This window comes from Thermogemmatispora sp. (assembly GCF_042408735.1).
In the GTDB taxonomy this organism is placed as follows: domain Bacteria; phylum Chloroflexota; class Ktedonobacteria; order Ktedonobacterales; family Ktedonobacteraceae; genus Thermogemmatispora.
In genome coordinates this window covers 58,237-79,088 of sequence record NZ_JBHOQV010000146.1, presented here as the reverse complement: position 1 = coordinate 79,088, position 20,852 = coordinate 58,237, and the positions used below count along the sequence as shown (strand labels likewise).

General features: G+C 62.4%; 13 protein-coding genes and 1 tRNA gene. 6 read left to right on the top strand and 8 right to left on the bottom strand.

The genetic code is table 11. The annotated features are described in order from the left end of the window. Window positions 1-64 precede the first annotated feature (64 nt). Window positions 65-1,681: an acyl-CoA synthetase FdrA gene (gene fdrA / locus ACFMO7_RS16150; protein WP_376796520.1), complete on the top strand. Its 1,617-nt coding sequence runs from the start codon at window positions 65-67 to the stop codon at window positions 1,679-1,681. Continuing rightward, window positions 1,668-3,095 (top strand): DUF1116 domain-containing protein, encoded by a 1,428-nt coding sequence (locus ACFMO7_RS16145; RefSeq protein ID WP_376796519.1) that lies wholly within the window; start codon window positions 1,668-1,670, stop codon window positions 3,093-3,095. The genes fdrA and ACFMO7_RS16145 overlap by 14 nt, the downstream gene beginning before the upstream one ends. A 234-nt stretch (window positions 3,096-3,329) precedes the next feature. On the opposite strand, the gene ACFMO7_RS16140 is transcribed toward ACFMO7_RS16145, so the two are convergent. The 7 genes from ACFMO7_RS16140 to ACFMO7_RS16110 all read right to left on the bottom strand — a co-directional run bounded on the left by ACFMO7_RS16140 (window position 3,330) and on the right by ACFMO7_RS16110 (window position 11,823). After that, window positions 3,330-4,847 carry an alkaline phosphatase family protein gene (locus ACFMO7_RS16140; protein ID WP_376796518.1) on the bottom strand — a complete coding sequence of 506 codons (1,518 nt, stop codon included), beginning with the start codon at window positions 4,845-4,847 and terminating at the stop codon, window positions 3,330-3,332. 471 nt (window positions 4,848-5,318) lie between these two features. Further along, window positions 5,319-6,659 (bottom strand): ABC transporter permease, encoded by a 1,341-nt coding sequence (locus ACFMO7_RS16135; protein WP_376796517.1) that lies wholly within the window; start codon window positions 6,657-6,659, stop codon window positions 5,319-5,321. Beyond that, complete coding sequence (locus ACFMO7_RS16130) at window positions 6,656-7,459, bottom strand: ABC transporter ATP-binding protein (protein WP_376796516.1); 804 nt, start codon at window positions 7,457-7,459, stop codon at window positions 6,656-6,658. Before ACFMO7_RS16130 ends, ACFMO7_RS16135 begins: the two co-directional genes overlap by 4 nt. Beyond that, the gene (locus ACFMO7_RS16125; RefSeq protein ID WP_376796515.1) at window positions 7,460-8,875 is read right to left on the bottom strand and encodes an efflux RND transporter periplasmic adaptor subunit; all 1,416 of its coding nucleotides are present in this window, start codon (window positions 8,873-8,875) and stop codon (window positions 7,460-7,462) included. A gap of 66 nt (window positions 8,876-8,941) precedes the next feature. Then, the gene (locus ACFMO7_RS16120; RefSeq protein ID WP_376796514.1) at window positions 8,942-9,718 is read right to left on the bottom strand and encodes a DUF5666 domain-containing protein; all 777 of its coding nucleotides are present in this window, start codon (window positions 9,716-9,718) and stop codon (window positions 8,942-8,944) included. 78 nt (window positions 9,719-9,796) lie between these two features. After that, the gene (locus tag ACFMO7_RS16115) at window positions 9,797-11,128 is read right to left on the bottom strand and encodes a sensor histidine kinase (RefSeq protein WP_376796513.1); all 1,332 of its coding nucleotides are present in this window, start codon (window positions 11,126-11,128) and stop codon (window positions 9,797-9,799) included. After that, window positions 11,125-11,823 carry a response regulator transcription factor gene (locus ACFMO7_RS16110; RefSeq protein ID WP_376796512.1) on the bottom strand — a complete coding sequence of 233 codons (699 nt, stop codon included), beginning with the start codon at window positions 11,821-11,823 and terminating at the stop codon, window positions 11,125-11,127. The genes ACFMO7_RS16115 and ACFMO7_RS16110 overlap by 4 nt, the downstream gene beginning before the upstream one ends. 586 nt (window positions 11,824-12,409) lie before the next feature. Between ACFMO7_RS16110 and ACFMO7_RS16105 the strand changes: the two genes are divergently transcribed. From ACFMO7_RS16105 to ACFMO7_RS16090, 4 genes are all read left to right on the top strand, one after another. Beyond that, window positions 12,410-12,482, top strand: a tRNA-Thr gene (locus ACFMO7_RS16105). A gap of 613 nt (window positions 12,483-13,095) precedes the next feature. Then, window positions 13,096-14,241, top strand: a complete 1,146-nt coding sequence (locus tag ACFMO7_RS16100) for an acyl-CoA dehydrogenase family protein (RefSeq protein WP_376796511.1) — start codon at window positions 13,096-13,098, stop codon at window positions 14,239-14,241. Window positions 14,242-14,734: 493 nt separating this feature from the next. Beyond that, window positions 14,735-16,390, top strand: a complete 1,656-nt coding sequence (locus ACFMO7_RS16095) for a ribonuclease J (protein WP_376796541.1) — start codon at window positions 14,735-14,737, stop codon at window positions 16,388-16,390. A gap of 614 nt (window positions 16,391-17,004) precedes the next feature. Continuing rightward, the gene (locus tag ACFMO7_RS16090) at window positions 17,005-19,992 is read left to right on the top strand and encodes a DNA translocase FtsK (protein WP_376796510.1); all 2,988 of its coding nucleotides are present in this window, start codon (window positions 17,005-17,007) and stop codon (window positions 19,990-19,992) included. Between the two features lie 89 nt (window positions 19,993-20,081). Here the strand turns inward: ACFMO7_RS16090 and trmD are convergent, their stop codons facing one another. Further along, window positions 20,082-20,810 carry a tRNA (guanosine(37)-N1)-methyltransferase TrmD gene (trmD, locus tag ACFMO7_RS16085; protein ID WP_376796509.1) on the bottom strand — a complete coding sequence of 243 codons (729 nt, stop codon included), beginning with the start codon at window positions 20,808-20,810 and terminating at the stop codon, window positions 20,082-20,084. Between the last annotated feature and the right edge of the window lie 42 nt (window positions 20,811-20,852).

Here is a 20,852-nt window from a genome sequence, read left to right as displayed (position 1 = left end):
GGGTCCCAGCCTAAGCCCGACTCCGGTGCTTAGCTGGATAGCCAGCTCAGCAGGAGAAAAGGAGATGGTGATTCGAGCGCAGGTCAGGCGACGTACCTACGTTGATTCAATCACGCTGATGCAGATTGCGACGGCCCTCAAGGAGCTGCCTGATGTTGAGAACGCCGCAGCCGTGATGGCCACCGAGGCGAATCTTCAGTTGCTCGCCGAGGTCGGCCTTCATCCCGGCGAAGTGGCCGCGGGAGCAGAGGATCTGCTGCTGGTGGTGAAGGCGGCAACCCCGGCGAGCGCCGAGCAGGCACTCCACTCCGCCGAGGAGCTGCTGACCGCCCGCCAGCCGAAGAATATCCTTCTGGCGCCGGGTGAGCTTCCGCCCTCGCCTTCGGTCAGTCCACCGCGCTCCCTGGAGGAAGCCGTCGGGCGCCAGCCCGAGGCAGGCCTGGCCGCAATCTCGGTCCCTGGCCCCTATGCGGCATTGGAGGCCGAGCAGGCTTTGCGTGCTGGCCTCCATGTCTTTTTGTTCAGCGACAACGTACCTCTGGAGGCGGAGATCGCCTTGAAGCACCTGGCCCAGGAGCGGGACCTGCTTTTGATGGGACCCGATTGTGGCACCGCTCTGCTCAATGGCGTTGGGTTGGGCTTTGTCAATGTTGTGCCACGGGGTCCTATCGGCATCGTGGGCGCTTCCGGCACCGGCATTCAGCAAGTGATGTCTTTGATCGCCCAGCAGGGTAGCGGTGTCTCTCAAGTGATTGGCTGCGGCGGACGCGACCTGAGCCGCGAGGTTGGAGCGATTACGACTCTGGCGGGCATTCGCCTGCTGCAGAAGGATGAGGAAACGCGCGTGCTGGTCCTGGTCTCCAAGCCGCCTGCACCCGAGGTGGCGGCCCGCGTGATAGAGGAGGCCGCCAGCGGCTCAAAGGCGGTAGTAGTCTGCTTCCTTGGAGCTGATCAGGAGGCCCTGGAGCGGCGCTACGCGGGCCAGGTGGCGCTGGCCCGCACCTTGACCGAGGCAGCCATGCTGGCCGTTCAGCTTGCCGCACCTTCCGCCTCTCACCATGTAGTCACCACGCCCGCTAGCGCGATCACCGCACGCCTTGAACGGCTTAGACAAGTCGGCTCTGTCTCTGCGACCAGGGGGTATCTGGTTGGCCTCTTTGCTGGTGGCACCCTCTGCGATGAGGCTATGCAGCTCTGGAGCGCCATCCTGGGACCAATCTACTCGAATATTCCCTTAGAGCCGGCCTGGCGTCTGGAGGCCGGGCCGCTCAGCCGTCTGGCTCCTCTCCCTGGTCACTGTGCTATCGACTTTGGCGCCGACGAATACACGCGCGGGCGTCCCCATCCCATGATCGACCCTACGCTGCGTCTGGAGGCCCTGCGGAGCCTGGCCAAAGATCCGAGCGTGGCTGTCATTCTGCTCGACCTCGTGCTCGGCTACTGTGCCCATCCCGACCCGGCAGCCGTCTATGGGCCTGCCATCGCCGAGATTCGAGCTGCCAGCTCTCGCCCAGCGATCGTGGTCTCCCTCTGCGGAACGGAGGGCGATCCGCAGCGTCTCTCAGCGCAGGCAGCCCGCTTGCAGGACGCCGGCGCCATCGTTTTGACCAGCAACGCGGAGGCGGCCCTGCACTGTGTGCAGCTACTCTACGAGCAGGAGGAAAGCGGTGGTGTCGCCTAGTCAGTCCGAGCAACTTAGCTCTTCGCCGTTCACAGTGATCAATGTGGGAGCCGAGCTTTTCGCCGAGGCCCTGCGCGCCCAGGGAGTGGCGGTGACCAGCGTGGCCTGGCGCCCACCCGCCGGCGATCCCGCGCTCTTAGCCAGCCTGTTGGCCGATCCCGCCATCGATCGTGCCAACGAGATCGCTGTAGGGCGCATGCTGGCCGCCGAGCCTGTGCTGGTCGACGTCCAGCCGGCACGGAGCATGCTGCCCTTCTTCAGCGAGACTCAGGGGAGCTACGCCCTGCTCCATGCCGGTCCCCCGATTACCTGGGAGCGCATGTGTGGTCCCATGCGCGGCGCCATTATCGGCGCCTGCCTCTACGAAGGCTGGGCTTGCAACGAGGAGGAGGCCGTACGCCTGGCAGAGACGGGAGTCCTTACCTTTGCTCCCTGCCATCACTACAACGCGGTTGGGCCGATGGCCGGCATTGTCTCGCCCTCTATGCCTCTACTGGTCGTTGAGGACAGGGTTCATGGCCATCGTACCTTCGCTCCCCTGAACGAGGGATTGGGCAAGGTGCTGCGCTACGGGGCCTACGCCCCGGAGGTCATCGAGCGCCTGCGCTGGATGCAGGAGGTGCTTGGGCCGGCCTTGAGTCGGGCCTTGCGCCACCTGGGCGGCCTCGATCTGCGTTCCTTGCTGGCCCAGGCCCTGCAGATGGGGGATGAGGGGCATAACCGCAACAAGGCCGCCACCTCCCTCTTCTTGCGCCAGCTAGCCCCGGCGCTGGTCGAAACAGGTACCTCGAGCGCTGAAACCGCCAGCGTGCTGCGCTTCATCGCCTCCAACGATCATTTTCACCTCAACCCCTCGATGGCGGCGGCCAAAGCCATGACGCTGGCCGGCGCCAATGTTCCCAACAGCAGCCTGGTGGTCACGATGGCGCGCAACGGAGTCGACTTCGGCATCCGCGTGAGCGGGCTGGGCGAGCGCTGGTTTGTCGGTCCGGCTCAGGCGATTCGGGGTCTCTATTTCGCTGGCTTTGGTCCCGAGGACGCCAACCCCGATATCGGAGACAGCGCCATTACGGAGACCGCCGGCCTGGGGGCCTTCGCCATGGCCGGAGCTCCCGCCATTGTCCAGTTCATTGGCGGCACGCCAGCCGATGCCCTGCGCTACACCCGCGAGATGTATGCCCTGACAGTGACCGCCAACCCGCAGTTTAGTCTGCCTGCTCTCAATTTCCAGGGGACGCCGACCGGCATCGACATCCGGCGGGTCTGTCGCCTCAATCAGCTCCCGGTGATCAATACCGGTATCGCGCACCGCCTGCCAGGCATCGGCCAGGTAGGAGCCGGCATCGTCTACCCGCCGATGGAATGCTTCACCGCCGCCTTGCAGGCCCTGGCCGAAAGCCGCCAGGCAGCCTGAAAGTGGACAGAGAGAGGGTCCGGTCGGGTCGGGTCCGGCCCGGTCCCGGTCCGGCCACCGCCAGGGTCATCAGTAGAGCAGGAGAGGGGACCTGGGCGTGGCGCTGGCTCAAGACCACCGCCCGGCCCAGGCCCCTCCCGCGGCCCAGCAGGGCATTCCCAGCAATCGCACAGGAAGGGAAGCGCAGAGGGCCAGCCCCCGCGGAGCGAGGGGGCCGGCCCAGCCATTCGACGGTTAGAGCGGCCTGCCGCTCTCGGGGTCCAGGAAGAGACGCGCTGCACGCGGACCGGAGAAGTTGAACATCTGCGTCAAGGGGCCGGCCAGCTCGTCAAAGGATTGATCACCGATGCGACCAAGCTGCCAGTTATCCTCGATGAAGCGCAGGATCGAGGTCTGGTCGGTCAGGGTATGGTCGACAAAGTTAACGCGGGCAAAGGGAGAAATCACCAGCAAAGGCAGGCGCGGCCCATAGCCGCAACGCCCCGAGTAGGCTCCTGGCTGCGGCGTTCCACACTGTCCAGCTCCCGTGAGAGCATCATAGCTGGGATCAGCGGAACGGTTCACAATTGGCCCCATCACATGATCGTACCAGCCATCCGAATCGTCGTAGGCGATAATGATGGCCATACTCTCCCAATAAGGGGAGCGCTCCAGGCGATTAATGGTTTCAACCAGGAAATGCTGCTCGTCGAGCGGGTCGGAGTAGCCAGCGTGTCCATCCTGATAGGCGGCGGGCTTCAGGAAACTGACCGCCGGCAGATTGCCAGCCTGTAAGGCAGCCCAGAAATCGCTGAGGTCGTACTGATGGTTGGCCTGGTCGCTGCGCCCGATCATCCGCACCGAGGAAGGTGGCAGATGATGGGGGTTGGCCGTCGACTGATAGTACTGGAACGGCTCATGATGGGGGATATAGTCGGTGACGGTGACCCCTCCAATGTTCTTGTGGGCCGCCCCACAGACCGCCTTACCGTTGCTGACCGCCGTGGGGCGGAAACCGCCCTGGAACCAGCCCCAGGTAACCCCCTTGGCATTAAGCAGGTCTCCAATATTCTTGCCGCTCAGCGAAGCTGTAGCCCCCACCGAGCAATCATCAAAGGCGGGGCGCACATCGCCAATGACCGTGCCGTTGCTCACCAGGCCCGGCAGATTGGCAGGCGTGGCCCCGTGCGTCTGGCCGGAAGCCAGATTGAGAGCACCTGGCGTCGAGGGACCAAAGGTAGTACCAAACGAGTTATCGCTCATGGCGAAGTGCTGAGCATAGTTCCAGAGAGCGGTGACGGTGTTACCATCGTAGTAATCCAGCACGATCGACTTATCGGTACAACTTGAGCCGGCTACCGACTGCACGAAGCTATCCATCAGGCCATGATCGAAGGCCTTCTGTTCATCGGTATAGCCATGATCCTGATCGCAGGTCAGGGCCTGAGAGCGGTCAAGCCGTTTGGGATTAGCCAGATTAGGGTTGTGGTTCAATAGGGCTGGAGTCAGGCCGTTCACCGTGGGCGTGTTGGGCCTGGCATGAAAAGCTGGTTCACCAGGAGGATTAAGTGCAACTGGATAGGTAGCAAAATAATGATCAAAAGAGACGTTCTCATCAAAGATGACCACCAGATGCTCAATAGGGGTGGTCGTCGAGCGTCGGGCTTCCGCTGCCCCGGTCTGAGGCCGGGCCGGGGCAGCGGCTGCGGCCACTGTCGTCAAGAGAACGACCATCAGCAGCATGGCCAGGCAGATTTTGAAGACGCGCTTCATCGTAAGCTCCTACCTTTCCGAGAGGTCAAAGGATAGAGAAAGCAGTTCTGCCAGGAATCGCTCAGCTTCTGACTATCGCTTATTGCCTTCGACAATCCCCAGGCGCCGCCAGCCTGGTAGTAGCTGTCTTCTCTGCAGCTCCACGAGAAAGTCTATCATTCCTTGATTAAGCGGGCGCAAAGGTCAGGTTAAAGAATAGCGGCTATGTTGAGTATAGCGGAGGCAGGGAAATGTAGACTCGGAATCAGCAGGGGAAGAACGGTGCATGGGCCTGCGCTCAGGCAACCTGTCCCGGCCCCACCTGGCCAGCCGGGAAGGGTTGCTCAAGCAGCGGCCAAACAAGAGGGACGAACACCCTGGGGAGCCGTGATGGCTGTCCCGCAGCGTTCGTCCCTCTCCTCAGACAGAGCGTCGGTCGAGAGTAGCAACAAAGACAAAGGAATAGCAGGCTCTCCTGCCTGACCAGAGAGTTTACTCCGTGCGCAAAGCGATAATCGGATCAAGGCGCGCCGCCCGCTGGGCCGGATAGAAGCCAAAGACGATGCCGACCAGCGCCGAGACGCCAAAGGCCAGCAGGACCGAGAGCGGATCAAGCACAAAGGGCGTATTGGTGAAATGCATCAGCACCAAGGCCCCAACCGGTCCCAGCAGGATGCCGATCAGCCCGCCCAGTACGCTCAGGACCAGGGCCTCAATCAGGAACTGGGTCATCACATCGCGCGGACGGGCTCCAATAGCAATGCGAATCCCGATCTCGCGCGTCCGCTCGGTCACCGAGACCAGCATGATATTCATGATGCCGATTCCACCGACCACCAGCGAGACCGAGGCCACGCTGACCAGCAGAATCGTCAGGGCCTCGTTTGTCGCCTGCACCGACTGCAGTACCTGGAGCTGGTTGGAAATCTGGAAGTCATCGAGCTGCGGATTAGCAATGTTGTGCCGCTGCTCCAGCAACTGCTCGACCTCGTTCTGCACCAGGCCCACATCCGAGGTACTGTCAGCGGTCAGCACGATCTGACCGAGGGAGCGCCCACCGCTGAGGCGCTGACGGGCCGTGGTATAGGGGACGTAGACCACGTCATCGGCATTGCGCCCGCCATTGGTTCCCTTGGGAACCAGCACCCCAATCACCGTAAACGGCACCCCGTTGATGCGCACGCTCTGGCCTACCGGATCGGCACCCGGCCCAAAGAGATTATCGACAACCGTCTGCCCAAGCACAGCCACAGTATGGCCGCTATCCTCATCGTCCTGCGAGATAAAGCTGCCATCCTGGAGCTGCCAGCCGCCGATCTGCTGATAGGGAGGAGCCACGCCGACGACCGAGGTCGACCAGTTCTGATCGCCGGCCACAAGCTGCCCCTGGGCATTAATCAGCGGACTAACGGCGGTCACATGGGGGAGCTGAGCGATAGCGTTGGCATCGTCCAGTGTCAGCGACTGAGCGGAGCCAAGACCAGCGCTGACTCCTCCGCTGCCGCGGACGCTGCCGGGAAAAACCGTCAGCTGGGTCGGGTTGAGGGCCGAGAGCCGCTGATTGATGGTGGCGGCATTCCCCTCGCTGATCGAGATCATCATAATCACAGCCCCGACCCCGATAATGATGCCCAACGAAGTCAACAGAGAGCGCAGGGCGTTAGCGCGCAAGGCGCGCAAGGCGCTGCGCATCCCCTGGTAGACGGCAGAGAAGCCGCGGGCTCGCCGATAGTCATGAACGGGAGGCAGGAAAGCGCTGCGGTCCAGGGCTGCCGGCTCTGGCAGCGTTGCATGCTGTGTACCACTACCAGTCTCGGGCCTCAAAAAGCTCATGAGGTCACCTTCCTTCCCTCCTGCTCCTGATCATGGTCGTGATCATGGGCCAGCCGCAAGCGAGCCACCAGCGGCTCAGGATTGAGGGTATCGCCCACAACGCGCCCATCGCGGAACCGTACCTGACGACGGCAGTAGGCCGCAATATCAGGTTCATGGGTCACCAGAATAATAGTCAGGCCGCGGCGATTCAGCTCCTGCAGAATGCCCATGATCTGAATACTGGTCTGGCTATCCAGGTTGCCCGTCGGCTCATCGGCCAGGAGCAGCGTCGGGGAGGTTACCAGGGCACGCGCAATGGCCACACGCTGCTGTTGACCGCCGGAAAGCTCCGTCGGACGGTGGCGAGCGCGAGTACGGAGGCCCACCAGGGCCAGGGCGATCTCCGCTCGCCGTGCGCGCTCCTCGGCGGGCATGCGCATATAGGTCAGCGGCAGCTCGACGTTCTCCAGGGCGGTCATCCAGGGCAACAGATTGAAGTTCTGGAAGACGAAGCCGATCGAGCGATTGCGCACGTCGGCCAGCTCATTGGGGCTTAGCTCATCAACCGGCACCCCGCTGAGCAGGTAACGACCCGCCGTCGGCTGGTCCAGACAACCGAGCAGATTCATGAAGGTCGACTTGCCCGAGCCAGAGGGACCCATAAGGGCCACAAACTCGCCCGGCCAGACATCAAGATCAACCCCCCGCAGAGCCGGCACGACTGTATGACCCAGGTAATAGTTCTTGACAAGCTGACGGACTCGCACCAGCGGATAGGTGCGATGTCCATCAGCCTGCCACTGCTCACGCTGCTCCATCTAGCGGCCACCTCCTCCTCCGCCGAAGAAGCGCGCACCTCCACCACCGAAGCTATTGCCACCCAGGCCACCGCTGCCGGTGCTCGTGGTGGTCGTCGAGAGGTTAGAGAAGACACCGCCGGTGGCACTGACCACCACCTGATCGCCGTCCTGCAGACCCGAGGTGACCTCGGTATAGGTGCCATTGGTCAGGCCGGTCTGAATGACTACCGGAGTCAACTGGCCGTTGCGCAGAGTCAGCACCACCCGTGTGCTGCCACTGCTGTTGGTGCTATTACCGCTGGAGCTGCCCTGGCTGGAACTGCTAGCTCCCGCGGCATTGCCCTGGCCGAAGGAGATACCGGCATTGCGATAGACCTGCGCCAGCGTCTGGCGGCTGATGGCCCCAACCTGGACGGCCTCGTTGGTGAACGTCAGGGCCTGATTGGGCACCAGCAAGACCCCGATGCGCTGCTGGGTCGTGATATTGACCGTAGCGGTCATGCCTGGATAGATGTGAGCCCCGCTGAGGCTGTTCTGATCAACAGTCAAATCGACGGTATAGCTCACTACGTTGGAAGAGTTTTGGCCAAGGATATCGATCGAGGAAACGGTCGCATGGAAGGTTCGGTTAGGATAGGCCGAGACCGTGAAGGAGGCCGGTTGACCCACCTGGACAGTGGCGATGTCGGCCTCATTGACAGCCGCCGCGATCGTCAGCGAGCTTGTATCGACAAGCACCATAAAGGCGCTGCTGCCGCTGCTACCGGAGGAACCGCCACTAGAGCCGGTTGAGCCGGGCGTCTGGCCGACCGTTCCGTTGATGGCCACAATCGTGCCGTCGGAAGGAGCCGTCAAGACAGTCTGAGCCAGATTATGCTGAGCTGCCGTCAGTTGGTCTTGAGCGCTCTGGAGCTGCCCCTGAAGCTGATCGAGCTGCGACTGAGAAGCTCCGTTGTTGACCGCGTCGTTGTAGGCGGTCTGGGCATTGTTCACGGCCTGCTGGGCCTGGGTCACCGCATCCTGCAACGAGGGGGAGTTCACCTTAGCCAGGACCTGGCCTTTGGTGACATGCTGGCCTACCTGCACATCAATCTCGCTGATCTGGCCACCGACCGAGCTGGGGAAGTTCAGATTATACTGGGCACGCGGCATGATTGGGCCGGTGCCAGAGACAGTCACCGAAAGATTGCCGGTGGTCACAGTCGCCAGAGTATACTGAGGCTGTTGCTGAGCTGTCATGCGCATGTAGGCCAGGACGCCCCCCGCGGCCAGGAGCAGGACTACCACGAGCACCGTGGCGATCAGCCAGCCGCGGCGTCGGCGGCGGCGCGGCGGCAGAGCGAGCCTGGTATCGAAATGCGCCGCTTCCTCTGTAGCGATCTCACTCCCTTCGTCCTCCAGTAACGGCTGGAGATTGGTCTCGACATCAGACATGCTTACATCTCCTTTCATCAGAAGAAGGCTCCTGATGCGCTTCTGCTATCAACCCGCTTTCATTCCTTACCTCCCCTGCATCTGGGGGTTAATGGTGACGCTGGAGGCGGTCAGCTGACCCTGGCTGCCGCTGGTGCCCACGGCCAGGACCGTTACTCCGCTCTTGAGATCGCTGGCGCTGGCGGCCTCGGTCTGAACGACGCGCGTAGAGCTGGTCAGGTTCAGCACAAAGTTGCTCCCGCTGCTGTCGGTCACCGTTAGCTGGTTGCCAACGATCTGGGTGATGCTGCCGCGGACCGCGCGGGAGTTCTGGCCGTTTGCGCCGTTAGCGCCAAAGCCGGCTTGACCCTGGCGGCGAAAACAGGCCGTGTTGATGTTGCCGCGATTGCCGGCGAAGCCCTGACGCGAGCCTTGACCAGTCTGACCGTTGCCGTTAGCGGCAAAGTTCGCCTGGCCATTTCCAGCGGTAATGGAGACGGCGGAGTAGGTGCCGTCAGAGTTCTGGCTGACAAAAACTGTGACCTGCTCCCCATCCTTGAGGTCGCTGACCTTCTCTTGCACCTGCTTCGTGAAGCGCGTGCTGCTGGTATAGACCACTTGCCTGCTCTGACCCTGCCGATCAAGCACGGTAAAGGAGCCAGTGCCGACGCTCTGGACCGTCCCGCTCACGCTCTGAAAGCGTGGGGTAGGGGGACAGGTAGGAGTGGCAGAGGCAGAGACACTGGCACTCCCCACCGTGGCGCCGTTGGTACCACAGGCCACCAACATCAGGAGAGCTGCCAGTGAGAAGAAGCCAGCGGCGTAGCGCGACAGCCGACGCGCTGCCTGCTTGACAGTGTTCATGGTGCTGTGACTCCCTTCGCTTCTCTCTATGGGACTCGTCACATCAGGGAGTCTAGCTAACAGCGAATAAAATTGGTGTTAAGGATGGGTGAGTACTGGATTCTTGCTATCCGCCTGGCAGGAGGATGAGGAGAGGAGAGCGGGCCGGGCAACAGCCTGCCCGGTGGGGGTCAATGGCAGGGAAACAGTGAAGACGCTGCCACAGCCCGGCTCGCTCCAAAGACTGATCTGCCCGTGATGTTGCTGGACGATGGCCGCCACGATAGACAGTCCGAGGCCAGCCCCCCCACTGTGGCGCGAGCGCGAGCTATCAACGCGATAGAAGCGGTCGAAGATCCGTCCCTGCTCCTCGGGAGCTATGCCGATACCCGTATCGGCAACACTAATGCGGGCCTGGCCCTCGGCCTCCAGGCCATTGACGCGCACCTCACCGCCTGGACGGTTGTAGCAGATGGCATTCTCGACCAGGTTGGAGAAGACACGCGCCAGCAGCAGCTCATCGCCGCTCACCACCAGATCGGGCAGATTCTCCAAGACGAGGGAGACGCCATGTTCCTGGGCCAGAGGCTGCAGCTCCTGGACGACCTCCTCCAGCAGTGGCCCCAGGCTGACCTCACAGCAGGTGCTCAGCGGTTGCTCACTCCTGACAAGCAGGAGCATATTGGAGACCAGCGCCTCCAGACGAGAGAGGGCCCGCTCCTGAGCGGCTGCCATTTCTTGATAGTCTTCCAGCCTTGCCTGGGGATCGCTCGTCACGACCTCCAGGCTGGCACGCATCGCGGCCAGAGGCGTGCGCAGCTCGTGGGCAACGTTAGCCACAAAGCGCCCCTGTTGAGCGAAGGTCTCACCAAGCCGGGCGAGCATTGCATCGAAGGCATCGGCCAGCTCCTTGATCTCATCGCGCGGTCCCATCAGGGCCAGGCGCGTATCGAGCGTCTCGACGCTGATGCGCCGCGCCGCGTTGCTGACCTGGCGCAAGGGGCGAAGAGCGGTCCCTGCCAGCCAGTAGGCTCCCAGGCCGCCCAGGACCGCGACCAGGGCCAGACCAATCAACGAGATGCTCTGCAACTCCAGCAAGAGAGCCCGCTCAACAGGATTCAGGTGACGGCGGGCAAAGCTCTCGGCCAGGCGCTCCGCCCAGGGAGCGGGTAACGGGGGCAGAGTGTTCCTCAGACGGGTCCCGTTGGAGACCACCGTCCGTGGCCAATCCAGTCCGCTGCTGTGGATAATGCGCGAGAAGCCGTTGAGGGCCGCAATATTAATGAAGAAGAGGAGCGAGAAGCTGAGTACGAAGACAAGCGCAGCGGAGCCGATGGCGATTCGCAGCCGCAGCGGCAAAAAGCGCCTCCGCGCCCGGCGGCGGAGGGGCGGGAGGCGCAAGCCCAGGTGCGGGAAAGAGAATCTGGTCATGCTTTCTCCTCCGATGGGGCAGAGAGCGGACCGAGACGATAGCCCTGACCAACAACCGTTTCGATATAGCGCGGCGCCTCCGCAACATCCCCCAGCTTGCGCCGCAGGGAATTAATATGTACGCGCACCGTATTGGTAAAGGGATTGGCTTGAGCATCCCAAACGTGCTCAAGGAGCGTTTCCTGACTGACTACTTCTCCCTGGTGGCGCATCAAATATTCTAAAATGCCAAACTCTTTACCGGTCAGCGAGAGGCGCTGATTGCCACGCCAGACAACGCGCGCCACCGGGTCCAGTCGGAGATCGGCATAGCAGAGCAACGGCTCACGCCCACGCAGATCACGACGCAATAAAGCCCCAATGCGGGCCACTAGCTCGGCGAAGTAGAAGGGCTTCACCAGATAATCGTCGGCTCCCAGCTCCAGGCCAGCAACCCGCTCATCAGGCCGACTGCGGGCGGTCAACATGAGGATCAGCATGGAAGGACGCAGGGCGCGCAGGCGACGACAGACCTCCAGCCCATCAAGGCCAGGCAGGTTAAGATCGAGGACAACCAGGTCGTAGTCATTGATTTCGGCCAGCATGCAGCCGCGCTCTCCATCGTAGGCCAGATCGACAGCATAGCCACGCTGGCGCAAGCCTTTAGCAAGCGCATGCGCAATATCAGGCTCGTCTTCAATGACCAGCAATCTCATAGGCTCAGCTCTGGAAGCTCTCGGCAGCGCAGCCAGGACAGAGCGCTCGTTTGCTGTAGGCGGGACAGGACTCTGTCCCGCTTGCAGCCTGGGCCTGGCGAACAGCAAGGATAGAGTCGGCTCAGCTATCATCAGCAAGGTACCAGGCCCCAAACGAGCGCTCTACAGTGGAGGCTCTCCGTCCGTTCCGGCTCGCATAGGCTCAGTAGCCGCAGCAGGAGGGTGGCCCGCCGCCATGCAAGAACCACCGGTGGCAGGAGATTCGGCGGACCACCGCACTCCTACTGGAGGATACCCGGTCGCTGCTTAAGTATACCGAGAAGAGTTCAGAAAAGTATGACGGATCTGTAAAGAAAGTTTAAAGGATGCCACGCCGCCTCTCCTATGGCCAGCCGGCGCCCTCTATACCGCCGCTCAGCGCGCGGCCTCCTCTTCCTTCCCCCTCTCTTGCAATCCTGGCTCCATTATGCTATAGTAGTGAGCACAGAAGAAAGTAAGCGGAAGGAACTCCAGCTAACCAGTCATTGGCTAGCGAGCGAGCTAACCCGGCAGACCAGAGGCAGAGACCAAGCCCACGCCCCGAGAGGCCGATGTAGCTCAGCTGGTAGAGCACTCGCCTTGTAAGCGAGTCGTCGTCGGTTCGAGTCCGACCATCGGCTCCGCTGCCCCGGCAGTTGTGGAACGCCGGGGTTTACCGTATTACGCAGGGTGTGAGGCGAAGCCCAGCCTAGAGAGGGCAAGAAGAGGAGGAACAGGACGGCGCTGCGGCGGGTGCCCTGCCCGCAGGCAGCAGGGAGGGCACCGGCCCGGTGCCCGCCAGCGGTTCTGTGGTCTCCAACGACCCAACGCGCTCCAGTGCTCTGCGGCGCGTGGCTTTTTCTGTCCTCCGGCGCATCGCCCTCTGCCCTGAGCAGTAAGGATGGCCCGCTGGCGTTCAGCGCCATGCCCCGAGCGAGCCTGGTGCTCGCCTCGCCTCGCTCCGCTCCTCACGCCGGCAAGCTACTACTAGCAGCACCAGGTTGCAGGACTGCTATAATGATGAAGAGGTTGGTGCAGGCCACTTGTTTGGTTGTCCGTGGCCAGCGATGCGATGGCCCACAGTCGGCCCGGCAGGACCGGCCTCGCCCGCCACTTCGCCTCGGTTTGCCTGTCTTTTTCTGCCCGGTCTGTGTCAGCCAGCGTCAGCTAGCAAGAGCACATACGTGCTCCGGCTCCGGCTCGTTGTTACAGAGCGGAAGCGAGCCTTAGCCGGCAGCAGAACAGGAGCTAGCAGTGCAGTTCGACCTCGACGAAGAGCAACGAGCGATTCGCGACACCGTCCGTCGCTTTACAGAAGAAGAGATTACGCCCCACGCCTCTCAGTGGGATGAACAGGAGTATTTCCCGCGCGAAGTCTATTTGAAGATGGCCACCCTGGGCCTGCTGGGCATGACAATCCCCGAAGCTTACGGGGGAAGTGCCCTGAGCCGAACCGTGGCCGCTCTGGTCTACGAAGAGCTGGCCAGGGGAGACATGGCGACCGCTGTCGGCCTCTCAGTCCATAACATGGTGGCCGGCTCCATCGCCCGCTTCGGCAGCGAGGACCAGCGCGAGCGCTGGGTTCGGCGCCTGGCGCGCGGCGAGCTGCTGGGCGCCTTCGCCCTCAGCGAGACCGGCGCCGGCTCGGACGCGGCCAGCCTCCAGTGCCGTGCCGAGCGCTGCGGCGACGGCTACCTGCTCAATGGCACCAAGATGTGGGTTACTAACGGAGGCGAGGCCGACCTCTATCTGGTCATGGCCCGCACGAGTCCAGTCCGCGGCTCGCAGGGAATCAGCTGCTTCGTGGTCGAGAAGGGTGCCCCAGGCTTCCGCTTCGGGAAAACCGAGCGCAAGATGGGCCTGCACTCCTCGCCGACGCGGGAGCTGATCTTTGAGCAATGCCCTGTTCCACTCAGTCAGCGCCTGGGCGAAGAGGGCCAGGGCTTCAAAATCGCCCTCTCGTCCCTGGATGGCGGTCGCATCAACATTGGCGCCATCGCCGTAGGCGTGGCCCAGGCCGCCTTCGAGGTCGCACGCTCCTACGCCCGCCAGCGCACCCAGTTCGGCCAGCCGATCGGGGCCTTCCAGGGCGTACAGTTTATGCTGGCCGATATGGCCATGAAGATCGAGGCCGCACGCCTCCTGGTCTACGAGGCCGCCTATAAGCTGGACCACGAACAGAACGCCAGCATGTATGCCTCAATGGCCAAGTGCTTCGCCACCGATGTGGCGATGGAGGTAACCACCAACGCCGTCCAGGTGCTGGGAGGGGCCGGCTACGTGCGCGACTACCCAGTCGAGCGCTATATGCGCGATGTGAAGGTTGCCCAGATCTTCGAGGGCACAAACCAGATTCAGCGGGTGGTGATCGCCCGGGCCTTGCTCGGGAATATCCGTTAATAGACAAGTGTTCTAGTTTGCAGAAAAAAGAAAAGCGACCGATATAAGAGATAGAAAAAGAGGAGCGCGAGCAGGACGATCGAGCGGCCGACTGTCGCCTCCAGCCAGCAGGTGTCTCGTTAGCTGGCGAGCCAGAGGAAGTTCCTCCCATCTGCTGGCCACAGCCCGGCTACCTCGCCTCTCCCCCAGCGACTTGGGCGAGCGAGGAACCAGGCAGCAACGCTGGCAGCCCAGGCAAGGCAAGGCAGAGGTTATCTGCATGAGTCGCCAGCGGGTGGTTTTTCCTTGTCTTTTCGTGTTGCATATGCTAGACTTTTAATGGAATCACAGGCCCGAATAGTCTGTATTTCTGATAGTTCAACGTCAGGTAGACTTTTCTGTATTTGGCTATAACTCCTGTTGGCGGAGACAGGAGTGGATATATATCTCTCAAAAGCAAAGAGTGGGCATACTCATGCTTGAGTGTGGTTAGGAGGTTTTTGTTACCTTGACAATGGAAAAAATTCGACTTGTCCCCCTGGGTGGACTCGGGGAAGTCGGAAAGAACATGATGGTGATCGAGTATGGTGAGGACATCATCATCGTTGACGCGGGGCTGATGTTCCCCGATGACGAGATGTTCGGGGTCGATCTGGTGATACCGGACACCACTTATCTGCAGGACAAGAAGCAGCGTATCCGGGCGATCCTGATCACCCACGGCCATGAGGACCACATCGGTGGCCTTCCCTACGTTCTTCCCGCGCTCGACTTCCCCCCCGTCTACGCCACCCGTCTGACCCAGGGGCTGATCCAGGTGAAGCTGAAGGAGCATAAGCTGCAGGACCGTGCCGTCATTAAGGTCGTTGCTCCTGGCGACAAGGTGAAACTGGGCAAGTGCACCGCGGAGTTCTTCCACGTCAACCACAGCATTCCTGACGCGGTGGGCATTGTCGTTCACACGCCCATCGGGACCGTGGTGCACACCGGTGACTATAAATTCGACCACACGCCGGTCGATGGGCAGCCGGCAGACTTTGGTACGCTGGCGCGCATTGGCACGGAAGGGGTTCTGGTGCTGCTGGGCGACAGCACGCGCGTGGAGTCCCCTGGCTACACGCCTTCTGAGCGCGTGATCAGCGACTCGCTCGACAAGATCTTCGCCAACGCGCCCGGGCGTATCCTGATCGCCACCTTCGCCTCGCTGATCTCGCGCGTGCAGCAGGTGGTCGATACGGCGGTCCGCTATGGGCGTCAGGTGGCCCTGGTCGGGCGTAGCATGGTGAGCAATGTACAGATGGCCATCGATCTGGGCTATCTGAACATCCCCAAACACACGCTGATCCGCGCCGAGGACATCAACAAGCTGCCGCCAGAGCGCATCGTTATCATCTGTACCGGCAGCCAGGGCGAGCCAACCTCGGCTCTGACGCGCATCGCCAACCAGGACCATCGCCTCGTGCGTATCCAGCCCGGCGATACAGTGATTCTCTCCGCAACCCCGGTGCCGGGCAACGAGAAGATGGTCAATCGCACGATTAACAACCTGTTCCGTCAGGGAGCGGAGGTCTTTTATCAGGGCGTCTCGCCGGTGCATGTCTCGGGCCACGCCGCTCAGGAAGAGCTGAAGCTGATGCTGAGCATGATCCGTCCGAAGTTCTTCGTGCCGATCCACGGAGAGTATCGCCAGCTGATGCTCCATGCCAAGCTGGCCGCCTCGCTGGGCATCCCCGCCGATCACATTGTGATCGCCGAGGACGGCGATGTGATCGAGGTCACGAAGAACGCTATTCATGCCGTCGGCCATGTCTCCTGCGGCAACGTCTATGTCGATGGCCTGGGCGTCGGCGACGTTGGTCAGATCGTGCTGCGCGACCGCCAGGTGCTGGCCCAGGATGGCATCCTGATGGCCGTGCTGACAGTCGATAAGGAGACCGGGCGCCCGCTCGCCGGACCGGATATCATTTCGCGCGGCTTTGTCTATATGCGCGACGCCGAGGAGCTGCTGGCGAGCGCGCGTGAGCGGGTGCTGGAGTCCTTTGTCGGCCTCAATGGCCATGCCTCCGACTGGTCCTTCGTGAAGGATAAGATTAAGCATACGCTCAGCGAGTTCCTCTACGAGAAGACCCACCGCCGGCCTATGGTCCTGCCGGTGGTCATGGAGGTCTGATTCCCAACAAGACCAGCGAGCGCGGGGTGGGCGAGAGCTGTTGTAGTACTCGCCAGCCGTCGACCTGGCCTCCCGCCTCTCCCGCGCTCGGGCCCTCGGGTGGAAAGGGGCAGCACGCTTCTTCCTCCGCCGCCTTGCCGGCCCCGGTCTTCGCGGCTTGTGACAGTTCTGCGACAAGTCGCCGATGCGCCTGCGACAGGTTCTGCTTATACTTTCCCTAAGAGAGAGCGCTGCGAGGGGCCTCCTCTAGAGTCCTCAAGCCTAGAGATGATTCTATCGATCCCTTCTCTGCTCTGTGCTTCCCAGTCTCCGGGTTAAAGCGCTCTCTCTTCCTCTTGTTCTGCTCTGGCGCTTGAGGTCCCCACTGCCGCTCTCCGGCAGCGAAACAGGTTCGTCTCAGGCGCTGTGCAGTGCCCAGGCCCCGCGCAGCGACCATCTCCCCACTTGCGCCCCTGGAACATCTGCGCTATCATACAGGTGTTGCTTATAGAACTCCGGCACGCGCTACCCAAACACAAGCGCTGCTGGAGAGGAAGAAGAGCACGCCCTCTTTTAGCGAACGCCACGCGAGAGGATAGCCTGTCTAGCTAACGGGAGGAGCAGACGGAGCGGGAATGGCAGCCAGCGATCAGAAGAATCAGCGCAAGGAGCGTATTGTACCAGGCGTAGAGGGACGACGGACGGCGCGAGCCAGCGCCGCCGCGGGCGCCGTCGGCTCCAGCCGTGCCCGCGTTGAGCAGCGCTCGCCTGGCTCCGCTAATGCCCGTCAAACCCCTAAACGGGCCTCGAGTTCCCGACCATCTGGGCGCAAGGCTCCGGCCTCTCCCTCGCCACCATCTGACTCTACGGGAGACGAGCGCTTTATTAACTGGCTGCGCGAGCAGTGGCAGCGTCTTGAACCGCACCAGCAGCAACAATTCTACAGCTTTGTTCTCCTGTTACTTTCCCTGCTTCTGCTAAGCGCGCTGACAATTTTCCGTCAGACCTTTATTCTTAAAGAGTTCTACGCCTTCTTTACAACGCTCTTCGGGTGGTCAGCCTACGTGCTCGCCCTCGGGCTGCTCGTCCTGGCGGTGGTCCTGCTGATCGAGGGCCTGCGTCGTCGGAGCCTGCTGCGCTGGTCGCTGGTAGGTGGTCTGGCCCTGCTCTGGCTGCTGATCCTGGCCGAAAGCCAGCTCCTCCTGGGCGGCGAGACCGGAGGCTTTGTCGGCGCGCTGCTCATCCTGCCGCTGCGCAACTGGCCGGCGGCAGTCGGCCATATTCTGCTGCTGGGCCTGATGGTCATCGTCAGCATCGTGACCTTCCGCATTACCTTCGGCCATCTTCTGGCCGCTGCTCGCTTCGTACACCGGATCTTTGCCGACCGTCCGCCGTCGCTCGCTCGCGGGAGCGACGAGCATTTTCGCTCCTTCCTCGGCCAGCGGCCCCGCTACAGTCGCTACAGCGGCCTGGCTCCAGCCAGCAGCGATGCCAGAGCCGGGGACGGAGCTGCCGATGGAGGTCGCGTGGGAGCGGGAGCGGCTCGTTCACCAGCCGGCCAGGGAACGACGGCGGCCAGCGAGGAAGACCAGGACATTATTGAGTTCGAGCCAGACTTCGAGATCGACGACGACGACCAGGACGACAGGGCGCGTCGGAGGCGTTGGTCTGGCTCCGCTTCTCGCGGCCCACAGCCAGCGCCCAAGCCGCTTGACCGCCAGGAATATCAGGCAGCCACTCGCGGCGCACAGCAGCAGCCTCTGCCCTTCGGCGCTGATCGGCCCCCGCAGCAACCCCTGCATATCTCGGCCCAAAACATTGTCCCTAACCTGCCGGAGATGGAGCCGCTGACCCCCAACCCTCTGAAGGGCCAGTCAGGGGGCGAGGCGGACAAGGGCTTGCAGCCGCGGCGCCGGAGTGGCCCGTCGCCCTCCTCCTGGAAGTTGCCGGACCTCAGCCTGCTGAACCGGCCTGAGGACATGAAGCTACAAATGCTGGGTGAGGATACGGTGGCCCTGGCCAAGCTCATCCAGGACACGCTGCGCAGCTTCCGCGTCGAGGCGGAGGTCCGGCCCGAAGACATCAGCATCGGCCCTACAGTCATTCGCTTCGGCATCCGACCAACAGGCAAGCCGGCCATGCAGCCCGACGAGAAAGGGCGCCTGGTCCCTGTACGCGATGCCTCCGGCAATATCGTCTACGAGACGCGCACGCGCGTGAGCCGCATCATGGCCCTGCAGAACGATCTGGCCCTCGTGCTGGAGGCGCGTTCGATCCGCATGGAGGCGCCCGTACCGGGCCGGCCCTACGTTGGCGTCGAGATTCCCAACAAAAATAGTCGCCTGGTAACCCTGCGCGAGATTCTGGAGAGCAAGGAGTACCAGAGCGCGCGCGCCAAGTCCAGGCTGGCGGTCGCTCTGGGCAAAGACGTCGCTGGCGCAGTCCGCGTCGGCGATCTAGCTCGCATGCCCCACTTGCTGATCGCCGGAGCCACTGGGGCCGGCAAAAGCGTCTGCATCAATGCAATGATCGCCACCTTCCTGATGCAGGCCACGCCCGACGACCTGCGCCTTCTGCTCGTCGATCCCAAAATGGTCGAGTTGACACACTACAATGGTATTCCCCACCTGCTGATGCCGGTAGTGACCGAGGTCGATACGGTGGTTGGGCTGCTCAAGAACGCGATCCACGAGATGGAGCGCCGTTATCGGCTCTTCTCCAGATTGGGCGTGCGCAACCTGGATAGCTACCGGAAGCTGCGCAACGAGCGGCTGGCACGTGGGGACACCTCGCTGCAGAATCTGCCTTCGATCGTGATCATCATCGACGAGCTGGCCGATCTGATGATGACGGCCCCCGAGGAAGTGGAGGGCCTCATCTGCCGGCTAGCTCAGCTCGCCCGCGCCACGGGCATTCATCTTGTCGTGGCTACCCAGCGTCCTTCGGTCGACGTAATCACTGGCCTGATCAAGGCCAACATTCCGACGCGCATCTCCTTTATGGTCAGCTCGGCCATCGACTCGCGGACCATCATCGACATGGGCGGAGCGGAGCGCCTGCTGGGGCGAGGCGACATGCTCTATCTGCCGGCCGACGCAGGCAAGCCGGAGCGCATCCAGGGCGCCTTCGTCGCGGACGAAGAGATCGAGCGCCTGGTCTCTTACTGGAAAGACCAGGCCGCTCAGCGCCGGCCGGCAGGCAGCCCAGAGGTCGAACCAGGCTGGGAGATCGAAGAGCATGAGGGTGAAGACTCGGCCCTGGACGACGAGCTGCTGGAGCAGGCCGAGCAAGTGGTACGCGAGTATGGACGCGCCTCAATCTCCCTGCTGCAGCGGCGCCTACGCGTCGGCTACGCCCGTGCGGCCCGGCTGCTCGACCTGCTAGAGGCCCACGGCATCATCGGTCCCCAGGAGAACGGGGGACGCGGACGCGAGGTGCTGGAGAGCCGTCCAGGCCCTCGCTATGACGACGGGGAGGGGCGCACGATGGCCGATGAAGTTGAGGAGATTATCGCCGAGGAGCGAGCCCGGCAAGAGGCGCTGCGACGGCAGTCAGAGCGCCAGTCGCGCGAGCCGCGTGCAGGCGCCGCCGATGGCGACCATCAGGTTGCCGATGAGGAGTAGCTGGCCGCAGCTTCCGGCCAGGCCGGGCCAACCGTTCGCCCTGCGAGCGGGCCTGCGCTCAAGAGCCTGCCGCGACGGGTGGCAGTCGCTTACCAGCCCTCGGCCTCCAGCTCCTTGAGCAACTTCTGATCTTCCTTACTGCTCAGATCAAGCCTGGCAAAGAGGTCGGGGCGTCGGCGCCGCGTTCGCCGTAGGGCTTCCTTGCGTCGCCAGCGAGCGATCTGGGCATGGTTGCCCGAGAGCAGGACCTCCGGCACTCGCCAACCGCGGAACTCGGGCGGACGGGTATACTGCGGATACTCAAGCAGAGAGTTGCTATGCGACTCTTCGTGTGTCGACTCATCGGCGCCCAGAACGCCGGGGATCAGGCGGGCCACGGCGTCTACAATGACCATCGCTGGCAGCTCGCCGCCGGTGAGCACATAATCGCCGATCGAGAGCTGGTCGGTGGCCAGATGCTCGGCGACTCGCTCGTCCACCCCCTCATAGTGGCCGCAGATCAGAGAGAGGCGCGGCTCGCGGGCTAATTCGCGAGCGATCTGCTGAGTGAACAGGCGGCCCTGGGGGGTCAGCAAAATGATCGGCCCACCCTGATAGACGGCCTCGACCGCCGCAAAAATCGGCTCAGGCTTCATGACCATGCCGACGCCACCGCCATAGGGATAATCGTCAACAACGTGATGCTTATCGGTCGTAAAATCCCGAATGTTATGCAAGGCGATCGAGAGCAGGCCACGCTCACGCGCGCGCTTCAGGATGCTTTCAGAAAACGGCCCCTCAAACATGGCCGGGAAGAGCGTAAAGATGTCGATGTGCATCACTGTCCTACCTGAAGGCTTTGTGTTAAAATAGCACTGACA